The 21,491-nt window shown below is 56.5% G+C and carries 14 protein-coding genes; 4 read left to right on the forward strand and 10 right to left on the reverse strand.

Features of this window, described 5'->3' with window-relative positions; translation table 11 throughout:
• Nucleotides 1-10 precede the first annotated feature (10 nt).
• The 4 genes from CEE69_RS29580 to CEE69_RS29600 all read right to left on the reverse strand — a co-directional run bounded on the left by CEE69_RS29580 (nucleotide 11) and on the right by CEE69_RS29600 (nucleotide 5,662).
• Complete coding sequence (locus CEE69_RS29580) at nucleotides 11-1,579, reverse strand: sulfatase family protein (protein ID WP_099264131.1); 1,569 nt, start codon at nucleotides 1,577-1,579, stop codon at nucleotides 11-13.
• A 260-nt stretch (nucleotides 1,580-1,839) separates the two neighbouring features.
• Nucleotides 1,840-2,394, reverse strand: coding sequence for a sialidase family protein (locus tag CEE69_RS29585; RefSeq protein WP_390180010.1), 555 nt, complete (start codon nucleotides 2,392-2,394; stop codon nucleotides 1,840-1,842).
• A 459-nt stretch (nucleotides 2,395-2,853) separates the two neighbouring features.
• The gene (locus tag CEE69_RS29595) at nucleotides 2,854-4,695 is read right to left on the reverse strand and encodes a Gfo/Idh/MocA family protein (RefSeq protein WP_099264133.1); all 1,842 of its coding nucleotides are present in this window, start codon (nucleotides 4,693-4,695) and stop codon (nucleotides 2,854-2,856) included.
• A gap of 16 nt (nucleotides 4,696-4,711) precedes the next feature.
• Nucleotides 4,712-5,662: a hypothetical protein gene (locus tag CEE69_RS29600; RefSeq protein WP_099264134.1), complete on the reverse strand. Its 951-nt coding sequence runs from the start codon at nucleotides 5,660-5,662 to the stop codon at nucleotides 4,712-4,714.
• Between the two features lie 459 nt (nucleotides 5,663-6,121).
• Between CEE69_RS29600 and queD the strand changes: the two genes are divergently transcribed.
• Nucleotides 6,122-6,535, forward strand: coding sequence for a 6-carboxytetrahydropterin synthase QueD (queD, locus tag CEE69_RS29605; protein ID WP_099264135.1), 414 nt, complete (start codon nucleotides 6,122-6,124; stop codon nucleotides 6,533-6,535).
• On the opposite strand, the gene rdgB is transcribed toward queD, so the two are convergent.
• The 3 genes from rdgB to CEE69_RS29620 form a co-directional block, all read right to left on the reverse strand.
• The gene (gene rdgB, locus CEE69_RS29610) at nucleotides 6,511-7,128 is read right to left on the reverse strand and encodes an RdgB/HAM1 family non-canonical purine NTP pyrophosphatase (RefSeq protein WP_099264136.1); all 618 of its coding nucleotides are present in this window, start codon (nucleotides 7,126-7,128) and stop codon (nucleotides 6,511-6,513) included. The two genes, queD and rdgB, sit on opposite strands and share 25 nt — an antisense overlap.
• Before the next feature lie 5 nt (nucleotides 7,129-7,133).
• Nucleotides 7,134-8,315, reverse strand: coding sequence for a hypothetical protein (locus CEE69_RS29615; protein ID WP_099264137.1), 1,182 nt, complete (start codon nucleotides 8,313-8,315; stop codon nucleotides 7,134-7,136).
• Between the two features lie 83 nt (nucleotides 8,316-8,398).
• A complete protein-coding gene (locus CEE69_RS29620) occupies nucleotides 8,399-9,910 on the reverse strand; it encodes a c-type cytochrome (protein WP_233215781.1) in 1,512 nt (503 codons plus the stop codon).
• Between the two features lie 293 nt (nucleotides 9,911-10,203).
• Here CEE69_RS29620 and CEE69_RS29625 point away from each other — a divergent pair, with 293 nt between their 5' ends.
• Nucleotides 10,204-11,934, forward strand: coding sequence for a HEAT repeat domain-containing protein (locus CEE69_RS29625; RefSeq protein WP_199169987.1), 1,731 nt, complete (start codon nucleotides 10,204-10,206; stop codon nucleotides 11,932-11,934).
• Here the strand turns inward: CEE69_RS29625 and CEE69_RS29630 are convergent.
• Complete coding sequence (locus CEE69_RS29630; RefSeq protein ID WP_158231104.1) at nucleotides 11,844-12,587, reverse strand: hypothetical protein; 744 nt, start codon at nucleotides 12,585-12,587, stop codon at nucleotides 11,844-11,846. The genes CEE69_RS29625 and CEE69_RS29630 overlap by 91 nt on opposite strands.
• A 58-nt stretch (nucleotides 12,588-12,645) precedes the next feature.
• Between CEE69_RS29630 and CEE69_RS29635 the strand changes: the two genes are divergently transcribed.
• A complete protein-coding gene (locus CEE69_RS29635) occupies nucleotides 12,646-15,768 on the forward strand; it encodes a hypothetical protein (RefSeq protein ID WP_099264139.1) in 3,123 nt (1,040 codons plus the stop codon).
• Between the two features lie 84 nt (nucleotides 15,769-15,852).
• The gene (locus CEE69_RS29640) at nucleotides 15,853-16,245 is read left to right on the forward strand and encodes a hypothetical protein (protein WP_099264140.1); all 393 of its coding nucleotides are present in this window, start codon (nucleotides 15,853-15,855) and stop codon (nucleotides 16,243-16,245) included.
• A gap of 1 nt (nucleotide 16,246) precedes the next feature.
• On the opposite strand, the gene CEE69_RS29645 is transcribed toward CEE69_RS29640, so the two are convergent.
• Both CEE69_RS29645 and CEE69_RS29650 read right to left on the reverse strand, forming a co-directional pair.
• Nucleotides 16,247-19,579, reverse strand: a complete 3,333-nt coding sequence (locus tag CEE69_RS29645; RefSeq protein WP_099264141.1) for an efflux RND transporter permease subunit — start codon at nucleotides 19,577-19,579, stop codon at nucleotides 16,247-16,249.
• Complete coding sequence (locus tag CEE69_RS29650) at nucleotides 19,576-21,171, reverse strand: efflux RND transporter periplasmic adaptor subunit (protein WP_099264159.1); 1,596 nt, start codon at nucleotides 21,169-21,171, stop codon at nucleotides 19,576-19,578. Before CEE69_RS29650 ends, CEE69_RS29645 begins: the two co-directional genes overlap by 4 nt.
• Nucleotides 21,172-21,491: the final 320 nt, after the last annotated feature.

Below are 21,491 nucleotides of genomic sequence, written 5' to 3' on the forward strand. Positions count from 1 at the left end.
CTGTTCGGTTTCACTCGACGATGGATTTGAGCAAGGCTTGCATCTCTTTTCGTTTTTCAGCTTCTTGCTCGTAGAGGTTGTTTGTTTCCATAGGGTCTTGCTTCAAGTTGTAAAGCTGACCGGGGAAGTTTGGCTCGGGTTCCTTTTTGGCATAGGGCTGAAGCGTTGGGTCGTTGTAGTTGTTGCCGCCTGAGCCTGCGTGGTCGAGGTACTTCCAGTCGCCAACCCGAAGTTGAAATTCTCCGCGAAAACTTTGCGTGATCATGTGAGGACGAACGGACTCGCCCTCGGGGACTTGGCCCAGCAGTTCCGGAAGCATGTTGAAGCTGTCCAGGGCAACGTCTTCGGGCAAGTCCACGTCTGCGACGGCCGCGAGCGTTTTGAAAATATCGGTCGTGTTGATCAGTTGGTCCGACACGCGAGCGGGCGAAATGTGGCCGGGCCATTTCATCATCATGGGAACGCGGTGGCCGCCTTCCCAAGCGTCCCGTTTCATCCCACGCCATCCTCCGGCAGCGTCATGCTGGTGATCTTCACGCATCCAAACCGTATGCATGGTTTCAGGACCGTTGTCGGAATTGAAGATTACCAGCGTGTTGTCATCGACGCCGAGCTCCTTCAAATGATCGAGCAGATCGCCAGTGAGCGTGTCGAGTTCAGCAACAAAATCGCCACGGGCACCGGCCTGCGTGGAACCCGAGAATTGGTTGGCCGGCAGCACAGGTGCGTGAGCGATTTGGGTGGAGACAACTGCGAAGAAGGGCTGGTCCGGCGACTCTTGAACATGACGGTCGAGAAACTCTCGGGTCTTGTCGAAGAAAAGAATGTCCGCTTCGACAAACTCGTAGCCCGGTGCTTTCCAACCTTCATCGTTGTCCCATCGCCACTTTCCGCCCGGGTTCGGAAGCGTGTCGCGTTTGTGCCGTTGATTGGCTGGCACCGGGACCATGCCGTTTTCGATGTACAGATACAACGGATCCGTGGTCGGGCAATTGGGAGTCACGAATGACTCGTCGAAGCCTTGGTTGTTGGGCCCATCGATCAATGGCGTGCTGCGTTCGTAATCGATTTCAGTGACGTCCTTGAAGCCACCACGAAGTTGCTTTCCGTCACTGCCGTACCAAGTCAGTCCGAGGTGCCACTTGCCGAAGATCGCGGTTTTGTACCCTGCCCGCTGGAGCATCTCGGCAATCGTCAAATCATCAGGCTTCAAATAACTGGGACCGCTGGCTCCTTCGAATGCAGTCGATCGGCGTCCCGTGCGGAAGACACATTGACCGCTCATCAATCCGTAGCGTGACGGTGAGCAGATGGTCGAAGGACTGTGCGCGTCCGTGAACCGAATGCCCGCAGCTGCCAACTGGTCCAAGTGAGGAGTCTCGTACGCGCAGCTTTCGTTGTACGAAGACAGGTCTCCATATCCGAGATCGTCGGCATAGATGATCAGGATATTCGGTGGTTCGTCCGCCGCGATGACTTGATGGGCTGACACAACCGCGAAGCTAAAGATCATTGAAAAGAGGATCGCGAATCGGCAACGCGTAGGGGCGGAGACACACAGTCGACATGTGGATGGCATGATTCAGGTTCTCGTGTGAGCTTGTCGTGTTGGCTGAATTGATCCGCAGCATGCGGCCGAGTCGGGCGAGTTGCTTCAAAGGTCGAGGGTTTTGACCTGGCTCGATCAATCCTAGCGACCGCCGCCGGAACGTCGAAGCAGTCCGATTTCGAACCACCACAAAAAAACGGCGCCCCGAGGCCACCGTGTCGCAAATCGTTTGTGATATCCAGTGGGTTCCGCCACACTCCGCTTCATTCAAAAGCGGCAAGAACACCGAGCTATTCTCCGGATGCGTCGCTGACCACCTGTCGCAATTTCACCGAGCCCGTGACTGGTTTCCCCGAAGCGGCATCTTCCTCTCGAAAGCTCGCGAGAAGAACGTGCCGGTCACTTGTTCGGTGGCAGTCATAGATGAAGGCCATCAGATTCGAACGACTGGTTTTCTGATCGATGGGCCCATGTTTGACCAAAAGAAGGTTGCCCGACGTGAGCCTTCGAATGAAGAAGCGGGCACTGGGGTGAACAATTTCCGACGGTGTCAGCTCGGGCCAAGTCTTGCCTCGGTCGGTCGAAACGCTCTCGCCAATCCCATAGTTGGTACGAGCAAGCAGCAAGATCGATTTGCCGTTCCGCTCAACGAACATGTGCTCATCGAAAGCCCGCACATCTTTCGGGACATTGCACGCTCCGCGACATGACCAGGTTTTGCCTTGGTCATCCGAGACGATCATGCGGGCGCTCTCGTCGGTCTGTCGCCAAGTATGACCTTGGGTTGAAAACCCAAGGCATTCGGATTCCGTCGCTCCGCGACTGGGTGTGTTCGGGGGGCGAATAACCGCGGAGCGGTGGCAGTTGTCAGCCTCGGGTTTTCAACCCGAGGTCTCGGGCGTCACCCCCTTGCTCGGACAAGCCGCGGAGCGGCGAGAGGTGGCGAGCGATGAGATGGGGGATCGATTGAAAAAGTGAAATTGACAATTGGAATTTGAAAAATCAGGGCGGTTGAGGCGATGCGGGGCACGAACCGGAGAGCACTCGGCCGCAATCTTCGCCCCGGATGGGGCCGACTTGCTTAGATCGGGGCGGAAGCCCCGAGAGCGATCACAATAAACAAAAGGTCGCCCCGGACGGGGCCGGCGTTGGGCATGCCGCATTGGCCTCGCTGACGCGTCGGGTTTCCAATTCGAGGGCCTTGGAAGGCCATCGTACGGGAGGCATTGCGTGTCGGGATTCCATGAAAAAACACGGCGACCAAGAGGCCGCCGTGTTGTTCGTCATTGGAAATTTGCTGGGGGCTATGCCACAGGTTTTTTCATGAACTCGGTTTCCGCAGCGATGTCGCTATCGTCTGGAGTCGCATCGTTGTCGATGTCGAACCACTCTTCCTTGAACTGCAGATAACCGCTTTCGCCCTTGGCCGAACGCTTCAGAGCCACGTTGGTTCCCAACGCGATGACCGCGTCGCCCATTGCGACCTCGGGGTAACAGCGAGGTTTGTTTTCACCGTCAGGGTTGCGGATGCAGTAGGCCCAGTGCTCAATCTCTTCGCGGTAACCACGACTGACAGGACCGGACGAAGCAGCTTGGGCAACCGGCGCGGCGTAGTCGCCACTGGCGGATGTGTCCAATGCGAATCCAGCATCCTTCTTGACCACACCGGCTTTGCTGCTGGTGTCGCTGTTTCGGTAGAGATAAACGTCGGTTTCCTTGTCCAGGACCAACGTTCCCTTCGTGCCCATGACAACTTCGCCCCAGCCACCAAATCCGTTGCCGTTGATCGACGAGTAGGTCACAACAACCTTCTTGTTCGGATCGGTTTCATAACCGGCAACGGGACCGTTTCCGGGGCTTTCCGGGTTGGGGTAACGTTCCACGCGGTCGTAATAACCGACGTCGAAGGTGCTGCTGTATTCCGGCCCAGGGAACTCAAACATGCAGTAGACGTGGTCACCGACTTCTCGGTCAACCGGCATGATGTGGCGTCCGCCAACCGCATGAACGCTGAGCGGATGAACCTTCTTCTTGTCATCACGCAACGAGCTGAGGAAGATGCTCACGGCGTCGAGCTGGTGACTACCGAGTTCCGCCATCAGGCCGGCACCCGTGCGGTTGAACAATCGCCAACGGTGGAGTTCTTCCATCGCGCTGAACGTTTTGTCGCCGACCGAGAAACCTTCGTATCCGAATTCTTTCGGATCGACATTCTTGTCCGCGTCCCAAGCCGTCCACTGCTCGATTTCCATCTGCAGACGAATCATCTCGTCCGGATCAGTCGTTTCCGAAAGCTTCTTTTTGCGGTACTCGATGTCCTTGGCGATCTTGTCGAAGTTCTTTCCGTTGACCATTTCGCCACCGGGAATCGGCATCGACCAGCTGTCCGCACCTGGCACATTGCTACGGTGCCACTGAGCACGGATATGGTGCAGTTGGCCCAGCAATCCCCAACGGATCAGGTTGATCGCGTCTTGGTACTTCACGTTGTAGTGACGTTGGTGACCGGTCGCCAAGTGCAGCGGGTTGCCGTTCTTGTCTTCCATGCTGCCGGCCATTCGCGACATGACTTTGCACTGAGCCACGTTGTGTGCCATCAGCTTTTCAGTCAGCACGTGCAGGCCACGTTCCATCGCTTGAGCGGCGACGGGAGCGTGCAACCAAAGTGGCAATGCGATGATCACCGCTTCGATATCGGGATCGTCAAGGCAAGCCATGATGCCGCCGTTGGATCCGTCGTAAACCTTGACGTTCTTACGAGCTTCCGCTTCGTCTTTGTAACCAGCAACGCTGATCAAACCCGGGCGGCGTTTCAGAGCCGATGGAGAAGACCAGTCACCGTGGAAAGCACGGAATTGACTGAAGGGACGAATGTCGCAGATTGCTTTGACGTCCACATACTCGGGGTTGCAGCCGCCGATTAGAACGTTTCCTTCGTCACCGGTTCCGATGACCGCAACGCGGACGGGGTCGGTGACCTTTCCGTAACCGAAGTAAGCCGCACCAAGGCCGGCACCACTGACGGCACCGGTGGCAACGATGCCACGCAGGAAGTCACGACGGTTGACGTCGTAGTAACTGCCGACGGCGGAATAGTAATTGTGTGAGCCGACTTCTTTTTGATCGGCGTTGAGTTTATCTACCATTTGCTAGGACTCCCGGTCACGCAGTTGCGGCGTTGTCGCCGTTGAATTTTCGAATAATGAGATGCAGAAAGAAATCGAGGCCGGCGAAACGACCAGCGCCTGTGGCGGCAAGCACCAGACAAGCCATGCACTCGATCAGCTGATAATTGCTGGATGTCGGCCCGGTCACCGGTGGATACTGACTCAAGAAGACTGAACCGAGAAAACCGGCTGCTGCTAACGCGGCTACGGGTGTGAACAGCCCAAGCAGCAGGCACCAGCCCACCAGCATGTCAAAGTAAGGCACGATCGAATCAATCACGCTGGTGTCCATCATCTGCAAGCGTGGACGCACAAGTGGATACGCAAGACGTTGCTCACGTTGTTCCTCCGAAGCGACTTTGTTTTGTGCGATTTCGTAGTTTTCCCAGATCGCATCGATTTGAGAAAACACTGGAGCGATCTTCTGCGACAACTCCTTGCGAACGCTTTCGCGTTGCCCGCTTAATGAGCTGACGCCCGACGCAACCGAGTCGCCGTCGAGTTCTTCGACGCGTTCAAGCCCGAGTTCAAACTCCTGGACCTCGTTCGCATTGAGCTGAAGAACCTGCTCGTATTGCTTCGCAGCAATGCTGTAGTTGTTGTGCGCTTCTGCCTCTTGCTTTTCATCAAATCCGTAGTGATCGGAGATTTGATCGCGATAGTAGGCCCAAGTGATCTTGGTTTGGTCAACATCCAGCCGCATCGTGCCGTCGTAATCCCACACCATTTGGCGGAAATGTCCGGCGAAGGGGCCACGAGCGTTGGCAAAGAATGGTTTCGCGGACCAATTCCCAGCCTGGTATTTGTCGATGCCTTCACTGATGAAGTGCCAGCCGACGGTGAGACGGAGAAGGGTCAGCATGACCACCGCGATCGTTCCGAGCAGCCGGGGTGAGATTCCCCATCCGACAGCCAAACGCAAAGGGGAAAGCAAAAACTTGGCCACCGAGAATGGGCTCCGTCATAGGCAGGAAGGATGGAGACACCGGGTCGACGACGCTGGCACCAACGCGTGCTCAATTTGGCACGCTCAATGCTGGTTCAGTTTCCACCAGGGGACCTCCAGTGAAGGGGGAACGCTCATTATGGCAGCCGAGAGACCTTTCGCCAACCGAGTGTATACAGAATCACGCGAATCCTGGGACGAAACGAATCCCATTCCTCTCTTGGATCGGATTGTGGGGGTCGACAAAGTCATTTCGATCAGAAACCCTTTGCCGACACACGCAACGAAACAACGCAAGCGGCTCCGCTGCCACCTTTGCGGTCGTCAATGATGTCACTGCGACCGCCGTCCGCAAAATGAATCGCGGCAGCCGGCAGTTTGACTGGCGGTAAAAATCACGCCTCCCACCCGTCCAAAACGCCCTACGATCTAGGAAACCCGCATTTGTCCATTCGAATCATGCGACGCTTTTCGTTCTGCGCCGGTCACCGATTGGTCGGGCACGAAGGAAAATGCCAGAACCTGCACGGTCACAACTACGTTCTCGAGGTCTACGTGACCGGAGCGGAGCAAGACGCGGTGGGTCGGATCCTGGACTTCAAACAACTGAAGACTCGTTGCAAAGACTGGATCGACGAGAACTGGGACCACACGTTCGTGCTGTGGGAAAAAGACCAAAACGGCTTGGACGCGATTCGCAGCTCCGAGCCCCATCGCATTTATGAGCTGGACAGCAATCCCACCGCCGAAAACATGGCCAAGCATTTCCTGGAGCAAATTTGCCCGAAGATTCTGGGCGACTCCGGCGCGACCGCATACAAGGTCCGCCTTTGGGAAAGTGAAGAGACCTACGCGGAAGTCGAACTTGACTGAACGAGACGCAGCAACTGCGGGATGAAAATCCGCAGGGCTCGCGAGCGATGACTGAGGGCACGCTTCACGGTCAAGTTCAGCTCACCAAATGTCTTGTGGTATTCCGGGATCACGAACAACGGGTCGTATCCAAATCCCGCGCCGCCGCTTCGTTCCATCGCGATTCGGCCGCGACAGATTCCTGACTCAGCCAACCGAACGTTGCCGTCGGGATCGGACAGGCACAGGTGACAATTGAATTGGGCCCCGCGACGGTCCACGGGAACATCGGCCAATTCTCGCAACAATTTCTCGTTGTTGGCTTCGTCGTCGCCATGAGTTCCGGCGTAACGTGCCGAATAGACTCCCGGTTCGCCCTTCAAGGCATCAACGGATAGCCCACTGTCTTCAGCCAGCACCCATCGTTTCAAATGCTTGGCTTGCTCAGTCGCCTTTTTTGCCGCGTTCGCGGAAAACGTTTCGCCATCTTCGACCACGTCGATCGCATCGTCAATCTCAGACAAGGCGGTCAAAGCGATCGAGTCTTCCGGCAACATCATTCGAAGCTCGACGAGCTTTTTCGCGTTGCCAGTTCCGAGAACGAGATCAAACATTCGGATCAGCGTCCAACAGCGGCGCTGTAGAAACTGCGTTTGCTTGCTTTTGGAATCGCAATCGCAGTGGGCTGAACATCGAACGGGATGTTCTCGATGTGCTTGGCCGCCAAACCATCGCTGGTCCTGTTCTTGACCTGGTTGGCGATACTAGGATCGACATTGAATGCTCGGTAATTCGACATGATCGCTTTGATTTCGGGAGTGTATTCGAATCCTCCGCCGGGCAGATCGTAGCCAAGCGTCTCGAAGCTTCCGATCGTCACGATCGACCGGGTTCGGTCATGATACTGGTAAGCCTCCTGGCCATCTTTCCGGAGTGCAACCACCATTTTGTTGGCATCGATTGCCATGCGGTCCAGCCGATGGATGTTGGGCTGAAAGTTCTTCTCCTTCTTTCCATCGACGATGGTTTTGAATCCTTCAAAGGTGCGAACGACGACGGTGAATTTGCCATCGCACTCCAGCAAACTGAATTGCTTGTCCTCATTCAGCTTTCGCACGAACGAGTCCACTTCCGGTGCGTGCGAAAAATCGTCCGGCAACATTGGATTGCGAGTCAAAAAGGCACTGCCCATCTCGCCGCGATCTTTGTCGCCATTGCGACTGACAAACTGACGGTGCAGAGCTTTGACCGCGGTGACCGGGTTTCGATAATCTGTCTCCGCTGCCATTTCTTTTTTGTCACCGAAGACGGGCAACTTGGCCGACTTGATGCGTTTCAAGTCATCCGCGATTTGCGGGTGCTCGGCGTGGTCGTATTCACCGACCAGAACCGCGTGTGCGTCGTACTGAATGCTGTTGGCGTACTTCATCCGACGTTGGTGAGTGCGGGTCGATCCGCCAGCAACTTGGATGGTGGACGTGGGAGTTTCCACTTCGCCCGAGAAGTCAAAGTTTTCTTCGTAGACATACGAAGGCAGGTTCAATTCCTGACGAATTTCCAACGCCAAACGTTCGGCTCGTTCTTTCGAACCAGCTCCGACAAATGTATGAGCGAGGATCAACCAGGGCCCGTCTTCTTGAGTCAGGTTGTAGGTCGTGGTCGTGTCGACCTGAACTTTGTCTCCGCGTTTGAACATCCGCAAAAACGGGTTGGTCTGAGCGACGGCGGGCGATGGCGAAACGAGGCCGGAGGAGACCACGGCGAGGATTGCGATCAATCCGAGGCGAAGCGAACTGTTCATCGGAACCAATTCCTGAATCGAAACGATACGAGCGAGTTGTTTGGCTCGTCATTAGCAAATTCAGTGGATTCGCGGCAAGAGTGTCAGAGGGTTTTGAGGTATTCCAACACGGCTCGCTTCTCCGCTTCGTTCAATTCGTTTGGATAGTCGTGCCCCGCCGCACTTTTACCGAACCGGCGTGTGTCAAAGTAGCTGCGCCGAATCAGCACATCGGGCTGAAAGACAGGGGCTTTCTCGGCCAGTTCGAACTGAAAACCAACGCGGTCATGATCGATCGCTTCTTCGGATCGTCGCCAAACAGTGGGACGTTCCTCGGGGTGAAGCACGTGCCACAGAGTCGGAACGCTGCCGTTGTGAAAATACGGTGGGCTGGCCCAAACACCATCCAAAGGTGGCGCGACGTAACCTTCGGGACTGACCAGCGTTTCTTGAGATTTTCCCGGTTCGAGTTCAGCGAACCAAGAATCGGCGTACTTCTGGCGACCTTCGCGCGAAAGGGCCTTGAAGCGGACCGGATCAGTACCGATCTCATCGATCGCAACCATTTCATTCGGATAACTTCCGCCGTCTCCCCCGTAGGTGCCGTGACATCGCGAGCAAGTTTGTTCGAACAAATGCCGCCCGGTGTCGGCGAGGTCTTCATCGATCGGGCCGTCATACTTCGGTGCACGCAATGACGATAAAAAGGCGAAAACGTTTCGGAAGTCGTCTTCGTGATCGCGATAGAAATCGGGGCCATTTTCGGGGACCAATGTGAACTGCATCAAGCCGCGATGCCCCTTTTGCGCAAATCCATCGATGTAAAGATACGGGCGTTTGTGAAAGTGCCACCACGGTGGAGCGTCCATGTCATGATGAACAAAAGCCTGAGGCGTGTTCGGAACGACGTTCAGATGCGAATCCCGGTACTGCATCAGCCCCATTCCAAAGACCACTGCATTGGTGGTCCCATTCGTTGTGCCCAATGGAATGACCAGTGATCCCAACTCCATTCGTCCCAGTGGTTTGCCCAGACGGAACTTGGTCCCACGAACTTCTTCGGTGAGTGTCTGCAGGGCGTAGCGGTTGTTGGGTGCACCGGGCGTCGGCACGCCATAGACGGAACCTCCGTGACAGGACAGACAATTCATTGTCCAGTCACCGTCCTCGTCGACGACGTACTGCATCGGCGGGCCGACAACGTCCTGCTCCTTCGGCATTTGGAACATCGCGATTCCATCGTCACGCACCGTCAGTTCCGGTCGCTCGGACAAACCGTAGCGGTGGTAGATCGATCGCAGTCGATCTTCCGGCGAAGCGTTCTCCACCTCCGCACGAGCCTCGTCGGGCCAACTCCGCCAGATGTCTTCGATCACTTTCTGAGAGAAATCGCTCGGCAGCAACGGCTTCCGGGTCAGAACTTCCCAACCCTTCTCAACGGCGCGGACATTTTCCGTTGAAGCCTCACTTGTTTGCTCAGACGAACTTTTCGCGAGTTCGGTGGCGGCGGCTTTCTGCGGTGATGCCAGACCGGCGCACACGATGACACAAAGCACACTCAGGCGGCGAAGTTTCGTGACCAAACAGTCTTCGCGGAGAAAACAAAAACCAAGCATCAATTCAAATTGCCGGAGGAATGTATTCGAGAAGGAATTCAAAACGTTCAAGCGTGTGTCCAGTCGCAGACATCCAACACTGCCGGTCGGACCACAGACGGACCGCCTTTCCCAAGAAAGTTTAACAGTGTGTCCACCGTCGCAGTCGAATCATTGTCTCGATCCGCCGAAAGACGACCGATCTGGTGACGTCGAATTCGGTTTCGGTCTGCTCTTGTGCCACGTTCTCCCGATTGGTTACTTCCTCAAGTAATCGTGGCCAATCAACTTACGACGAACGCATTCGTACGCTCATGAACGCAACTACCGCTCTCCAACGCTGCCGATTCGGTTTTGTGTGGATCACGCTGTCGCTGACCGCTGCTAGTGGATGCAGTTCATTCTGGAAACGCGACCAGAACGACGAGGCGAACAATCCAAAATTGGCCAAGCTGCTCAAGGTTCCTGATCCACCGGATTTGGTGCGTGAAGCGGCCATCCCTCACGGCATGCAAAGCGTTCGCGTCAATGGCGTCGCGATCGTCAACGCTCTGCCCGAAACCGGCGGTCCCGCCCTGCCATCGGGTTTTCGCGACATGTTGCTGGAGGAAATGAAACGCAAAGAGATCCCCAACCCCAACGAATTCCTAGAACGCAACGACACCGCACTCGTTCAGGTTCGCGGCACCATTCGCCCAGGTGCACGACGTGGCGACACACTGGACCTGGAAATCCTGACACCACCCAAGACCGAAGCGATCGACTTGCATGGCGGTTGGTTGCTTGATACTCGGCTTCGTCACCAAAAGGTCCTAGACAGTGCCGTTCGCAGCAGCGATGTATTGGCCGTTGCGACCGGTCCCGTGCTGACCCGAGCCGATCACGAAGGCGAAGAAGATGGTGCCCTACGAGTTCAAGGCTCGATCTTGTCCGGCGGCGTCGTGCAAAGCGATCGCAAGCTCGGCTTGGTTCTTCGGCCCGATTTCCAACACGTCAAAATGTCTGCGGCCATCGCCCAAGCGATCAACAATCGCTTCTACTTCTTCGACGGATCAACCCGTCGTGGAATCGCAGAACCGATCGAAGATGACTTCATTCAGTTGGATGTCCATCCTCGCTATCGGCACAACGTCGCTCGACTGATGGCCGTTGTCCGAGCAATCGGCGTCGCACCCGAATCCTCCAACACGCAAGTCCGCCTCACCGAACTGGGCGAACGGATGAAGTTGCCGGCTAAAGCGGCTGACGCTGCTTTGCAACTGGAAGGTCTCGGCGAACCTGCCATCCCAACGTTGCTGGAAGCTGTCCGATCATCCAATCCGGAACTTCGTTTCTACGCTGCCGAGGCACTCGCCTACTTGGATCGCGAAGAAGCGGTGGATCCTTTGATCGCGGCGATTCGTGCGGAGCCCGCCTTCCGTGCTCCGGCCCTGAAAGCACTCGAAGACATGCAGCACCACAACGTGGTCGAAGGCCTGACGCGATTGATGGACGAGCCGAGCTTGGAAACTCGCTACGGCGGATTCAACACGCTCCGCAATCGCGAAGACGGCAAACAAAAGCTAGCCGGCCAAAACTTGCGTGGCACATACCGACTGTATCAAGTCCCATCGACAGCAACGCCTGCCGTGGTCGTTTCGCTGCGTCGTAAACCCGAGATCGTACTGTTTGGCGATGTCCAACCACTGCAAATCGAAACGTTCTTCTTGGGCCCTTCCGGGATCATGATTCGTTCGGTTCCAGAATCTGGACAGCTTCGAATCAGTCGTTTCCAAGCTGGCAAGGACGACGCCTTTGCAGAAGTCGACAACACACTCGCTGCCATGCTGGAAGGCTTGACCGAGGTCGGTGGCGGCTATGGCGACGCCTTGTCGCTGTTGCGAATGGCCAAGACACAGGGAATCCTACCCGATCAACTGGCGTTCGATCCGCTTCCGAAAAGCTTGCGAACCTACTATCGCAACGAAGGCTCCGACGAAGATGACTCGGACGAGGACAGCAAAGGATTTGCGAGCGATTCCGAATCGGATTCCGACGGCGTCTGATCGCCGCGGCCAAGTTCCCGCCGCTTCCGGCTTTCACGCGATCGTCCCGTCAGTCGTACGATCGGGTAGACGCACAGGGCGAGCACCATCAAAAGCACGTTCAGCAGAATGCCTTGAACCAGTGTTGTGAAGACAGTGGTGATGTAACCAAACCCGGTAGTAGCATCTGCCTGCGTGACCGAGCCGACAAGCAAAACCGCGAACATCCCCGTGAACATATCCAGGAACATTCCCGCGGGAAAAATCACTGAAGCCACCAGCCGAAGAACGTAAACGGTCCGCAAAGTGATCGTCATGTTCCGGTAACGTCGCCATGGACGAGCCCGCGTGACCAAGTCCGCCCAGACATAGCCGGCAGCGAAGATCACTACCCCAGTGACCATCGCCAGAACCTGCCCCTGTGTGACACTCAACCCAACCACGAAACTGGGTATCGCCGCAATGCTGCAGACCAGCGTCCACCGAAAGACGGTGTATGGCAGCGACGGAAAAGGCTTTTCGTCCAAGGGGTCATCGAGCAATAACTCGCGGTCCTCGTCCTCTCCCTCTTCCAGAGGGCCCGTCGCGTAGGGGTTTGGCGTAACGGCATGGTCGACGTCGGAATTCATGCAATCAGCATAACCGGTTCGGCTGCTGTACACGGAAGGGATCACGGATTCTCTCATCCCCCGGCAAGCGATTCATTCGTCCCGATCGGGCTTCGCGGATAGAATGGAACCCATGTTTCCTTCCCATCGCTTTGCTGGCATGACCGTGCACCCAACATCAACCTCTCAAAGATCTTGGACACTTCTCTCGCTCGCGATGATCGCAGCACTGCTCTGCGCTTCTTCGCGTTCCACCCACGCCCAGGTTCTTGGCGGAGCAAACACTGGCAAACAGTACCCGCCGCAAACCTACTACACCGGTCTGGAAATCTATCGCGACGGCGACCTGAAGAACGCGATCAATGCGTTCGAGTCCGCACTTCGCAGCTCTCGAACCGACATCAACGGCAAGTGGATCGACGCGATTCCGGTCCATGCAATGCTTGCGGAATGCTACTGGCACTTGGGGCACCTCCCGCTTTGCCGAACGCACCTGGACGCCGGTATGCAGATCACGGTTCGCAATCGCGGTTGGTTGGGCGCGATTGACTGGACCAGCTTGAATCAAGGCGGCGCGATCCGAGCCGGCGCAACCAACCTTTGGCCGGAAGCCAACGCTGTTCGGCTTGCCCCCGTTCCAAAAGGATTGATGCTTCGAAGCGGCGACGTCATGACCGAACAACGCCTGCAACAAGGCGGGGCGATCGAAAGTCAAAATTTGAAACGCATCGACGCGATCGAGATCATGCGATCAATCGCGTTGATGATGTACCGACGACGTGTCGTGATGGGAGAACTGTCGGCACAAGAACCCTTGGCCGCCGAACTGATGGAGTCGACCAAGTATCCGCAGGGCTTGAATTCGCCAGGCGGTCGTTCGTTGATCGGCGCAATGCGTGGCGTCGGACAAATCGCTGTCGGAGAAGACTCAACGGTTGTCGATCGAGTTGGCAAGTACGCCACGCTCGGCGGTGCGGTGCACCCGATGACGCCGCTGATGTTGCTGGCCGGGATGTCGGTCGGCGTCTCCGGCGATGCCAACGGGAACCTGGATCCGAATGTCGCATCCGGCTTGGTCGCGACCAGCCAACGAGCCGTCAATTCAGCAGCGGCTTTGGAGCAATACGAATTCATTGGCGAGGCGTTGCAATTGGCCGTGGGTGCCGCGGGGCCTCAACAATATGGAAAGGTGGAACAAACCTCCCTGCTCGCCGGACGCACACTGATTCGCGAATCGCGGCTCGCTTCGCTTCATTGCTATCTCGTTGCCGCGGACGCTGCGATCAGCGCCGGGCGAGTTGACGCGGCCGCGGAAGCCATGACGCTTGCCATCGAAATCGCATCACGCCGCGATGTGGAATTCCCTCGCTTGGAAGCCTACGGCGCCTACGTTGCCGCTCGCATCGCGGCTGCCCGGGGCGAATCGCTCGGCGGTCCTGACGGAAAGCTTTCCAATGCGATGGGATCGCTCAACGAGTTCGTCAACAACCGACGTGACCGCAATCGTCCGGTCATCTCGATGCCCTCTCACTACCAGTTGAGTCTTGTTCAATCCATGATGGGCCGATCGATCGGCAACCAGTCGTCGAAGAGCCTTCTCACATACTTCACATCACCAGTTTCGATGCCAACCTGGCGACGAGATCCCGTGGACGCAATCGCGTTGATTGGGCTTGATTCAACGCCTCTGCACCGCGGCCGATTGGAATTGGCCGTCGCAGAAAACAACGGCATCGATGTGCTCAAATCCACGGACCGAATCCACGCGGCTCGGTTGGCTTCCGCATTGCCACTTCGAGGTCGACTGATGGACGTTCGATCGCTGGTGACCGACCCGGCGGAATCGTTCTGGCCGTCGGCAAAGGACTTGGTCGTGCAGCCCTCACCGATGATCGCCGACCTTCGCCAGAAAGTCCAAGCATCCCTTCGCGAAGGCGCGGACGACACCGAACCTCGCAACGCCGCGGTCGCTAGCCTGCAGGAATCGCTGGTCACGCAGATCGCTCTTCAACGTTTGCGAATTCCCGCGATTTGCCCACCACCCGTCGCGTCCGAAGACGCCGCGTCGTTGCCACCTGGAACAGGATTGCTGACCTTTGTCGTCGACGGCCCTCGATTGGTCGCCACGCTTTCTCGCGATGGCAACACGACGGGGTGGATCTCACCTGCCGGACGACGCATCCCAACGATGATTTCGAAGCTGTTGGCCGAGATCGGCGCCAACCGCTCTCGTGGCAAGCGTCTTCCCGATGATGAATCATGGCGAGACACCGCCGCCAAACTGAAAGAGATGCTATTCCCATCCAATTCGGGTTGGAACGAAACAGGACTGGAGAATTTGGTGATTGTTCCGGACGGCCCGCTTTGGTACTTGCCGTTTGAGTTGTTACCCGCCAGCGATGGACCGGACGTGACAGCCGAAGAGAACGACGACGCGCCCGAAGACGCCGCCGACGTCGACCCCGAATCACCTGGCCAACTCTGGGCCGACACGATCGAAATCAGCTACGCTCCCACCCCAGGCTTGGCACTTCGCGAAGTCGGTTCGGCGAGTGAAGCGAACCGCGTTGCCGTGATGGCGGGAACGTTCTTCGCACCTCGTCAAAAAGAACTGAATGACCAAATGATCGAGGAGATGCTGGCCGCGGCGGACGATCCCCTGAAGTGGACCCTCGGCTCAGCGCCGCCGACCGATCGAGTGGGACTGGGAGTGGCACACTTGGTCGTCGCCTCACCTCTGACACCCAACGTTGCCGCGCCGATGGCCACCACAACTATCCCGACTAGCACCTCCACACCGCGATCCGACGCCAACGGACCGTGGGATCAATTGTTCGGTTGGGTGCGTTTGCCCGCTGGCGGCCCAAGAACAGTTGCACTACCCGGATACCGAACAGCAGCCGGCGCGGCCAAGCTCGGCGATGGCTCCGAGATTTTCTTTCCCCTGGCCGCGCTTCGATGCAGCGGGGTCAAGGAAATCACTCTCAGCCGCTGGGTCACCGGCGGCAACTCCGCCGCCACCGTGATCGGCGAATTGATCAACGAAACACCTCATACCTCGCTTGCGTCCGCCACCCGACGCGGAGTTTCGCTGCTTCGGCAAGCGGACCTTTCCGTCACTGGAGAACCGCTACTCGGAAAAGCCGATGAAGAGTCGCAAAGCATCAATGGGAATCAACCGTTGTTCTGGGCGACGTACATGACCTCGGGATCAATTGGCTTGCCAGCTCCCAAAAGCGATGAGTGACGAGCGAATCGAAGCAACGCCGAGCCGCAATCGTTCCTGATATGATTGTGGATCACTCCCCGTGCTTGCTTCCTTCACTTTCACATGCCAAACCCGTACCAGCCGCCTGAGACCGCGCCAGCGAACCTGACGCACGATTGTCCTGTTTGCGAGCAACCGGTCGGCTTCTATCGTTTCGCGTTCCCATTTGGATATTGCAAGCACTGCCGCAACTACCTCACGATTCGCGACTGGGGACGAGAGTCATGGTCCTGGACCGCTAGCTTCATCGGAATCATTGTCATTCCGATTGGACTGCGTTCCTACAAAATCATTGATTTCACACCACCGATCGGAACAATGATTCTGATTTGGTTCGCGGCATCGATCGTCCACAGCAAAATCCACGGCCAACTCGTCCCCGCCTATTGCTGGGGCTTTTTCGCGGCACGAGACGATGACCGGATCTCAAAGGATGACGCTGACTCGGGCACGTGATCTACGACGGGCTCCATCTCCGGCCGAAGGAATACAGCACCGGAACGACGATCAAAGTCAACAACGTTGCAAAGCTGAGCCCTGAAACCAGCAGCCACGCCATTCCTTCCCAAAGCGGCCCGCCATCGAGCGCCAGCGGGATCAATCCGCCGACCGTGGTGGCCGTGGTCAGGAAAATCGCGGTCAATCGTTGCTGGCCTGCGGCAACGATCGCCTGATTGAACGCCTCGCTCGCGTCGGCGTCATCGGAGTCATTTGCATTTCGTTCCGCAACCGACATGTCCGCGAATTCGACGAATAGAATCGCTGCGTTCAGCACGATCCCAAACAACGCGAGCACACCGAGCTGCGGCATGAACCCGAACGCACTGTTGGTCAGCCACAACCCAATCAACGCACCCGCGAGAGCCAAAGGCAACGTCGCGATGATGATCGATGTTCGGAACAGACTGTTGAACTGAACAATCAGCAAAATGATGATTGCGACGAAGGACATCCCGAACGATTTCAACATTTTCCACTGAGCCTTCTGCGACTCCTCGAGTGCGCCACCAACTTCAACTTTGAATCCATCGGGCAACTCACCTTGCAACTCTTTCATCTCAGGTGAGTTGAAAACGCCCATCGTGATATCGTTCCCCGAAGCACCAAACTTCACTTGCGACCGCACTTCGATGGTTCGATTTCCGTCGCGACGATCGATCAAGGCGGGACGCCACTGAGGGATAACAGTGGCGATGGATGCCAGCGGTAGTTTGCCCTGACTGGTTTCCACATGCGCGTTCGCGATTGCCGATAACGAGCGACTCTCGGGTTCCAACCGGAAGTACACGGGCACCTGGTGCTCGCCCTCGCGGTAGTAGGTCAACAGTCGACCGGAGAAGTACGTATCCAGCGTGCTTGCGACTTCAGCGTTGCTGACCCGAGCCAGATTGGCACGATCGGATTCCACGTCAACATACAATTCTTGACTGCTGACTCCCCAAGAATCATTGAGTGAAATCGTATCCGGATCGGAATCGACCATCTTCTTGATACGATTCGCAGAGTCTCGGAGCGTTTTCATATTCGCGAAACCATTGCCCACGACTCGCAAGACAACCGGATCGGCGGGCGGGCCCAAGAACAACTCAATCGGAACCACTCGAGCACCTACGATTGGCTGAAGCCCTAAATCTTCGTCGCCGTGCGTGATGACACGGCGCAGCTCTTCTGCGAAATCATGCGTTCGACGCCCATCAGTGGTTTGAATCAAGATTTCCGCAAAGTTGGGTTTCAACGCCTCGGGTTCCCAAGACAGGTACCAACGAGCACCGCCGCCACCGACCATCGTGCGCATGTTCAGCAGACGATCGTCCTGTTCACCCTCTTCATTCGTGAACGAACTGCAGCGGCGAATCACGTCCTCGACTTGACGAGCGACTTCGTTGGTTTGGGCGATCGAGGATGACTCCGGCAACCAAACTTCAACGGCAAATTGATTGCGTTGCGTGAGTGGGAAGAACTCCGCGGAGATCGGCAACTGGGTCGTTGCCAAGAGTACGCCGAAGGCACCCGCCATCGTAACGAAGCGATGCTTGAGCGCCCAACGCAGCGACGAACCATAGACGCGAAAGAAAAATCCGTTGGCTTCGGCGACTTGATTCGATCCAGCGGTCTGGCCGATCGGTTGACCTGCGGAATCAGTCGCAACTGATGGTTGGCGACCGAATCGACTAGCGAGTTTCGAAGAGCCGATCTTGGCCATCAACCAGGGCAACGGAGCCGTGGGTTTGCTCGGGTCCTTGGGCGGACGAATGAACCAGGCTGCCAAGATCACACAAAACGTCATCGCTAAGACCCAGCTCACTGCCAGCATCACCGAAAGCGTTGTCGGTAAACTGTAAATGAATTCGCGATTGACCCCATCCATCGCTATCAGCATCGGTACAAACGCAGCGATGGTAGTCAACGTTCCGTTCAACATTGATTTGCCCAACGTTTGGGCTCCGTGAACGGCAGCTTCTTTGGGCGGCATCCCGGCGATTTGATTTGTTCGAGCTTGGTCGCAGATTTGGACCGCATTGTCGACCAGCAATCCCAGCGAAATGATCATCGACGCCAGCGACATCTGCTCCAACTGGACACCGAACAAGGTCACAATCGCGAGCGACGTCAGCACCACGAATGGAATGTTCGCGGCCATCACTGCTGCGGTGCGAAACCCAACGACAAGGTAGACAACAACGACCACAATCACGATCGCCGAGATGATGTTGAACACGACTTCGCGAAGACGTTGATTCACACTGTCGGATTGATCTGAAATGATCGGAACCGCTAAATCAGGCGGCAGTGCACCGCTGTTTCGAAGTTCAACGATACGCTGTTTCGCACTGCTGCAAATATCGACAATGTTTGCTCCTGATTTCATTTGAACCGCAACGACGTTGGCTGTCGCTTCGAAATCGACATCTCCGTATCGGCAAATTCGCGTCGGCGGGTCCACATAACCGCGGCGGACGCGAAGCCCCATGTCTTCCAAGTGAATCGGGTTGACTCCGCCTCGCGACGGCACTCCGCTGACGACCAAGCGGTTGATTTCTGCGAGCGCGTTGACTTCCCCAGCGGGCTTCACGAAGAAGCGTCCATCTCCCGCGTCGATGCGGCCCCCAGGTTCAACAATGTTTTGAGCCTTCGCCAGAGCGGCGATTTGGTCGATCGTCAGTTCCAACTTGGACCAATTGCGTTCGTCGGTCTCAACATAGATCGCTTCTTCGCGGACGCCATGACGTTCCACTTTGGCAACCCCCGGCAGCAATCGCAATGCATCGCGAATGCGTTCGGAGTAGATGTCCAGTTCACGATCCGAGTAAGCGAATCGCGGGTCGATTGAATTGGTTTCTTCGTCCGGTTGTTGATGGACCGCGAACAGGATGACGCTGGTGTCCGCGAATTCATCGTTCACGAACGGAACCACCACGGGATCCGGCATCGGGACATTCTCCACCCGAGCTCGGACGCGATCCCAAGCGTCGTCGATCTTCGCCCCTGGCAACCACTCCTCCAGTTCAACAAAGATCACGGTTTGTTCGCTGCTGGACGTTGACCGAATCAGCCGAACTTCCTCGATCCCATCGATCGCTTCTTCCAATGGGTCCGTGACCAACTCTTCCATCTTTTCAGCGGACGCCCCTGGCCATCGGGCGGAAACAACACAGATTTTCAGCGTGAATTCAGGGTCTTCACGACGCGGCATCGTTAGCGCAGCAAGGATGCCCCAGCAGACAAACATCAACACGAAAGTGATCACGACCGTTGGCCGCGAAACGGCAAATGCGGGCAGACGATTCATTGGGCAACCGCCGATGCTTGAGGTGTCGGGACGACTCGAACTCGATCGCCGTCGTCGAGGTAGTGCGTGCCCCGGACAACGACGTTGGATCCATCAACCAATTCGTCGGCTTGAACCGGTTCAATGCACAGGATCAACGAATCGTCGGCCACCGTGTCTTCGGCCGTGACGCGAACCTGCACTCGCTTCGCAGTCGGCTCCGCTAGCGTGTCATCGAGCACGTGCACAAAGTTTGCTCCGTCTTCTTTGCGAACGGCCTTCATAGGCACATAGAAACCCACGTTGGAATTGTCGGGGATCAACGCGACTCGAACGGTGTCACCCGAACGCAGCATCCAGCGTGTCTGCTCCAAAACCACGCTTCCGGATTCCCAACGCGACAGGACTTCCGGACGAATTTGATTCCCATCCAGAGTCAGCAACTGGCCGGTGATGAGATCATCTTCCAAATCGATTGCGGAAGGATCAGCGAACTCGATCGCCACAAAGTTCCATGTTCCCAGAAACGGAATCACATCGCTGAGCAGATTCACCTTCAAACGCTGGACGTTCAAATCACGATTCATAGTGTCCGAAAGTTGGCTCCAAGCTCGATTGGTGACTTTCCAAACAAAGGCCTCATCGCCGATCCGGTGAATGCAACGTTGCTCGACTAGCAAGCGTCGATCGCCGGTGACAATCGGTCCGATGTTCAACGGAAAGATGTCCTTGGTCTTCAGCTTGCTCGCGGTTGATTCAGAAAGTTCGACACTGCTTTCCTGTTGATTCCGGACGTGCAATGAAACCGTGAACGTCCGAGTGTTCGCATCCGCAATCGAGTCAACCGTGTAAACCATGCCGGTGACTTGCCTTTGAACGCCGTCTCGACGGGTGACGGTCACACCGAGCGTGTCGCCGCGTTGATAGCGACGGGAATTGGCAGCCGTGACTTCGAACTCGACCATCATCGGGTCGACCATTTGCACGGTCACAATCGGATCACCTTCTTTGACATACGTTCCCGGGACCGCATGCACTTCGGCGACTTGGCCGGGGAAGGAGCTGTACAAGGTCGTGTTGCGAAGGTTCCGTTTGGCTTCTGCCAACCGCTGATTGGCTTGTTGAACTTGAGCGTCCAGTGCCAGTTGTTCAGCGTCGGCCTGTGCCAACTCAGCAGTTGCACTGTCGACTTGCAATTGTGCAGTCGACGCTCGGGTTCGTGTGGTGTCCAGTTCCGATCCTGACATGGCATTGGAACGTGACAACTTTTGAGCTCGAGCCAGTTCTCTCTCAGCCAACTGCAACTCAGCTTCGGCCGTTCGAATTCGACTGGGCAATCGACGCTCAATCGTGATCAGATTCGCGTCTCGTCGACGCTGCGCAACCGCCGCATCGGCTTCGGCTGCGTCGACCGCGATTTGAAATTGCTCATCGTTCAGCCTGGCCAGCGGCACGCCGACTCGACCGTTGCCGATACCCGTCACCATTTCGTTGGGCTCGATCACCTGGACCACACGGCCGGCTTGTTCGAACGCAATTCGTTCGGCTTTCCAAGGTGCAACCGACGCGGTGGTGTGGTGCTGGTACGATGGGCTGCTTTGACGCAGAGTCATCGTGGTCACCGGCTTAGGCGGCTTTTCGACTTGTTCGTTCGAGGTTGTCGGTTCGCTGGAACACCCCGAAGCGATGAGCGTCAGCACTGCGAAGCCGACGGCGAATGGACCGCGAAGCGGATGGAATCGATCAAACACGGCAGCTCGTTATATAAGACGGACTCAGAAGGGTGACGTGTCACCAGCAGCGGTTGAGGCTGCTCGGAACCGGAAAAAGCGGCACAATCCGGTCGCCGTTGCGGTGAAACGTCTCTGGCGTTCGCACAATGCATCTGCAATAAGTACACCCGGCGGTGTACTCTACATCGCAGTCCCCAAAA

It is taken from the genome of Rhodopirellula bahusiensis (assembly GCF_002727185.1).
Taxonomy (GTDB): domain Bacteria; phylum Planctomycetota; class Planctomycetia; order Pirellulales; family Pirellulaceae; genus Rhodopirellula; species Rhodopirellula bahusiensis.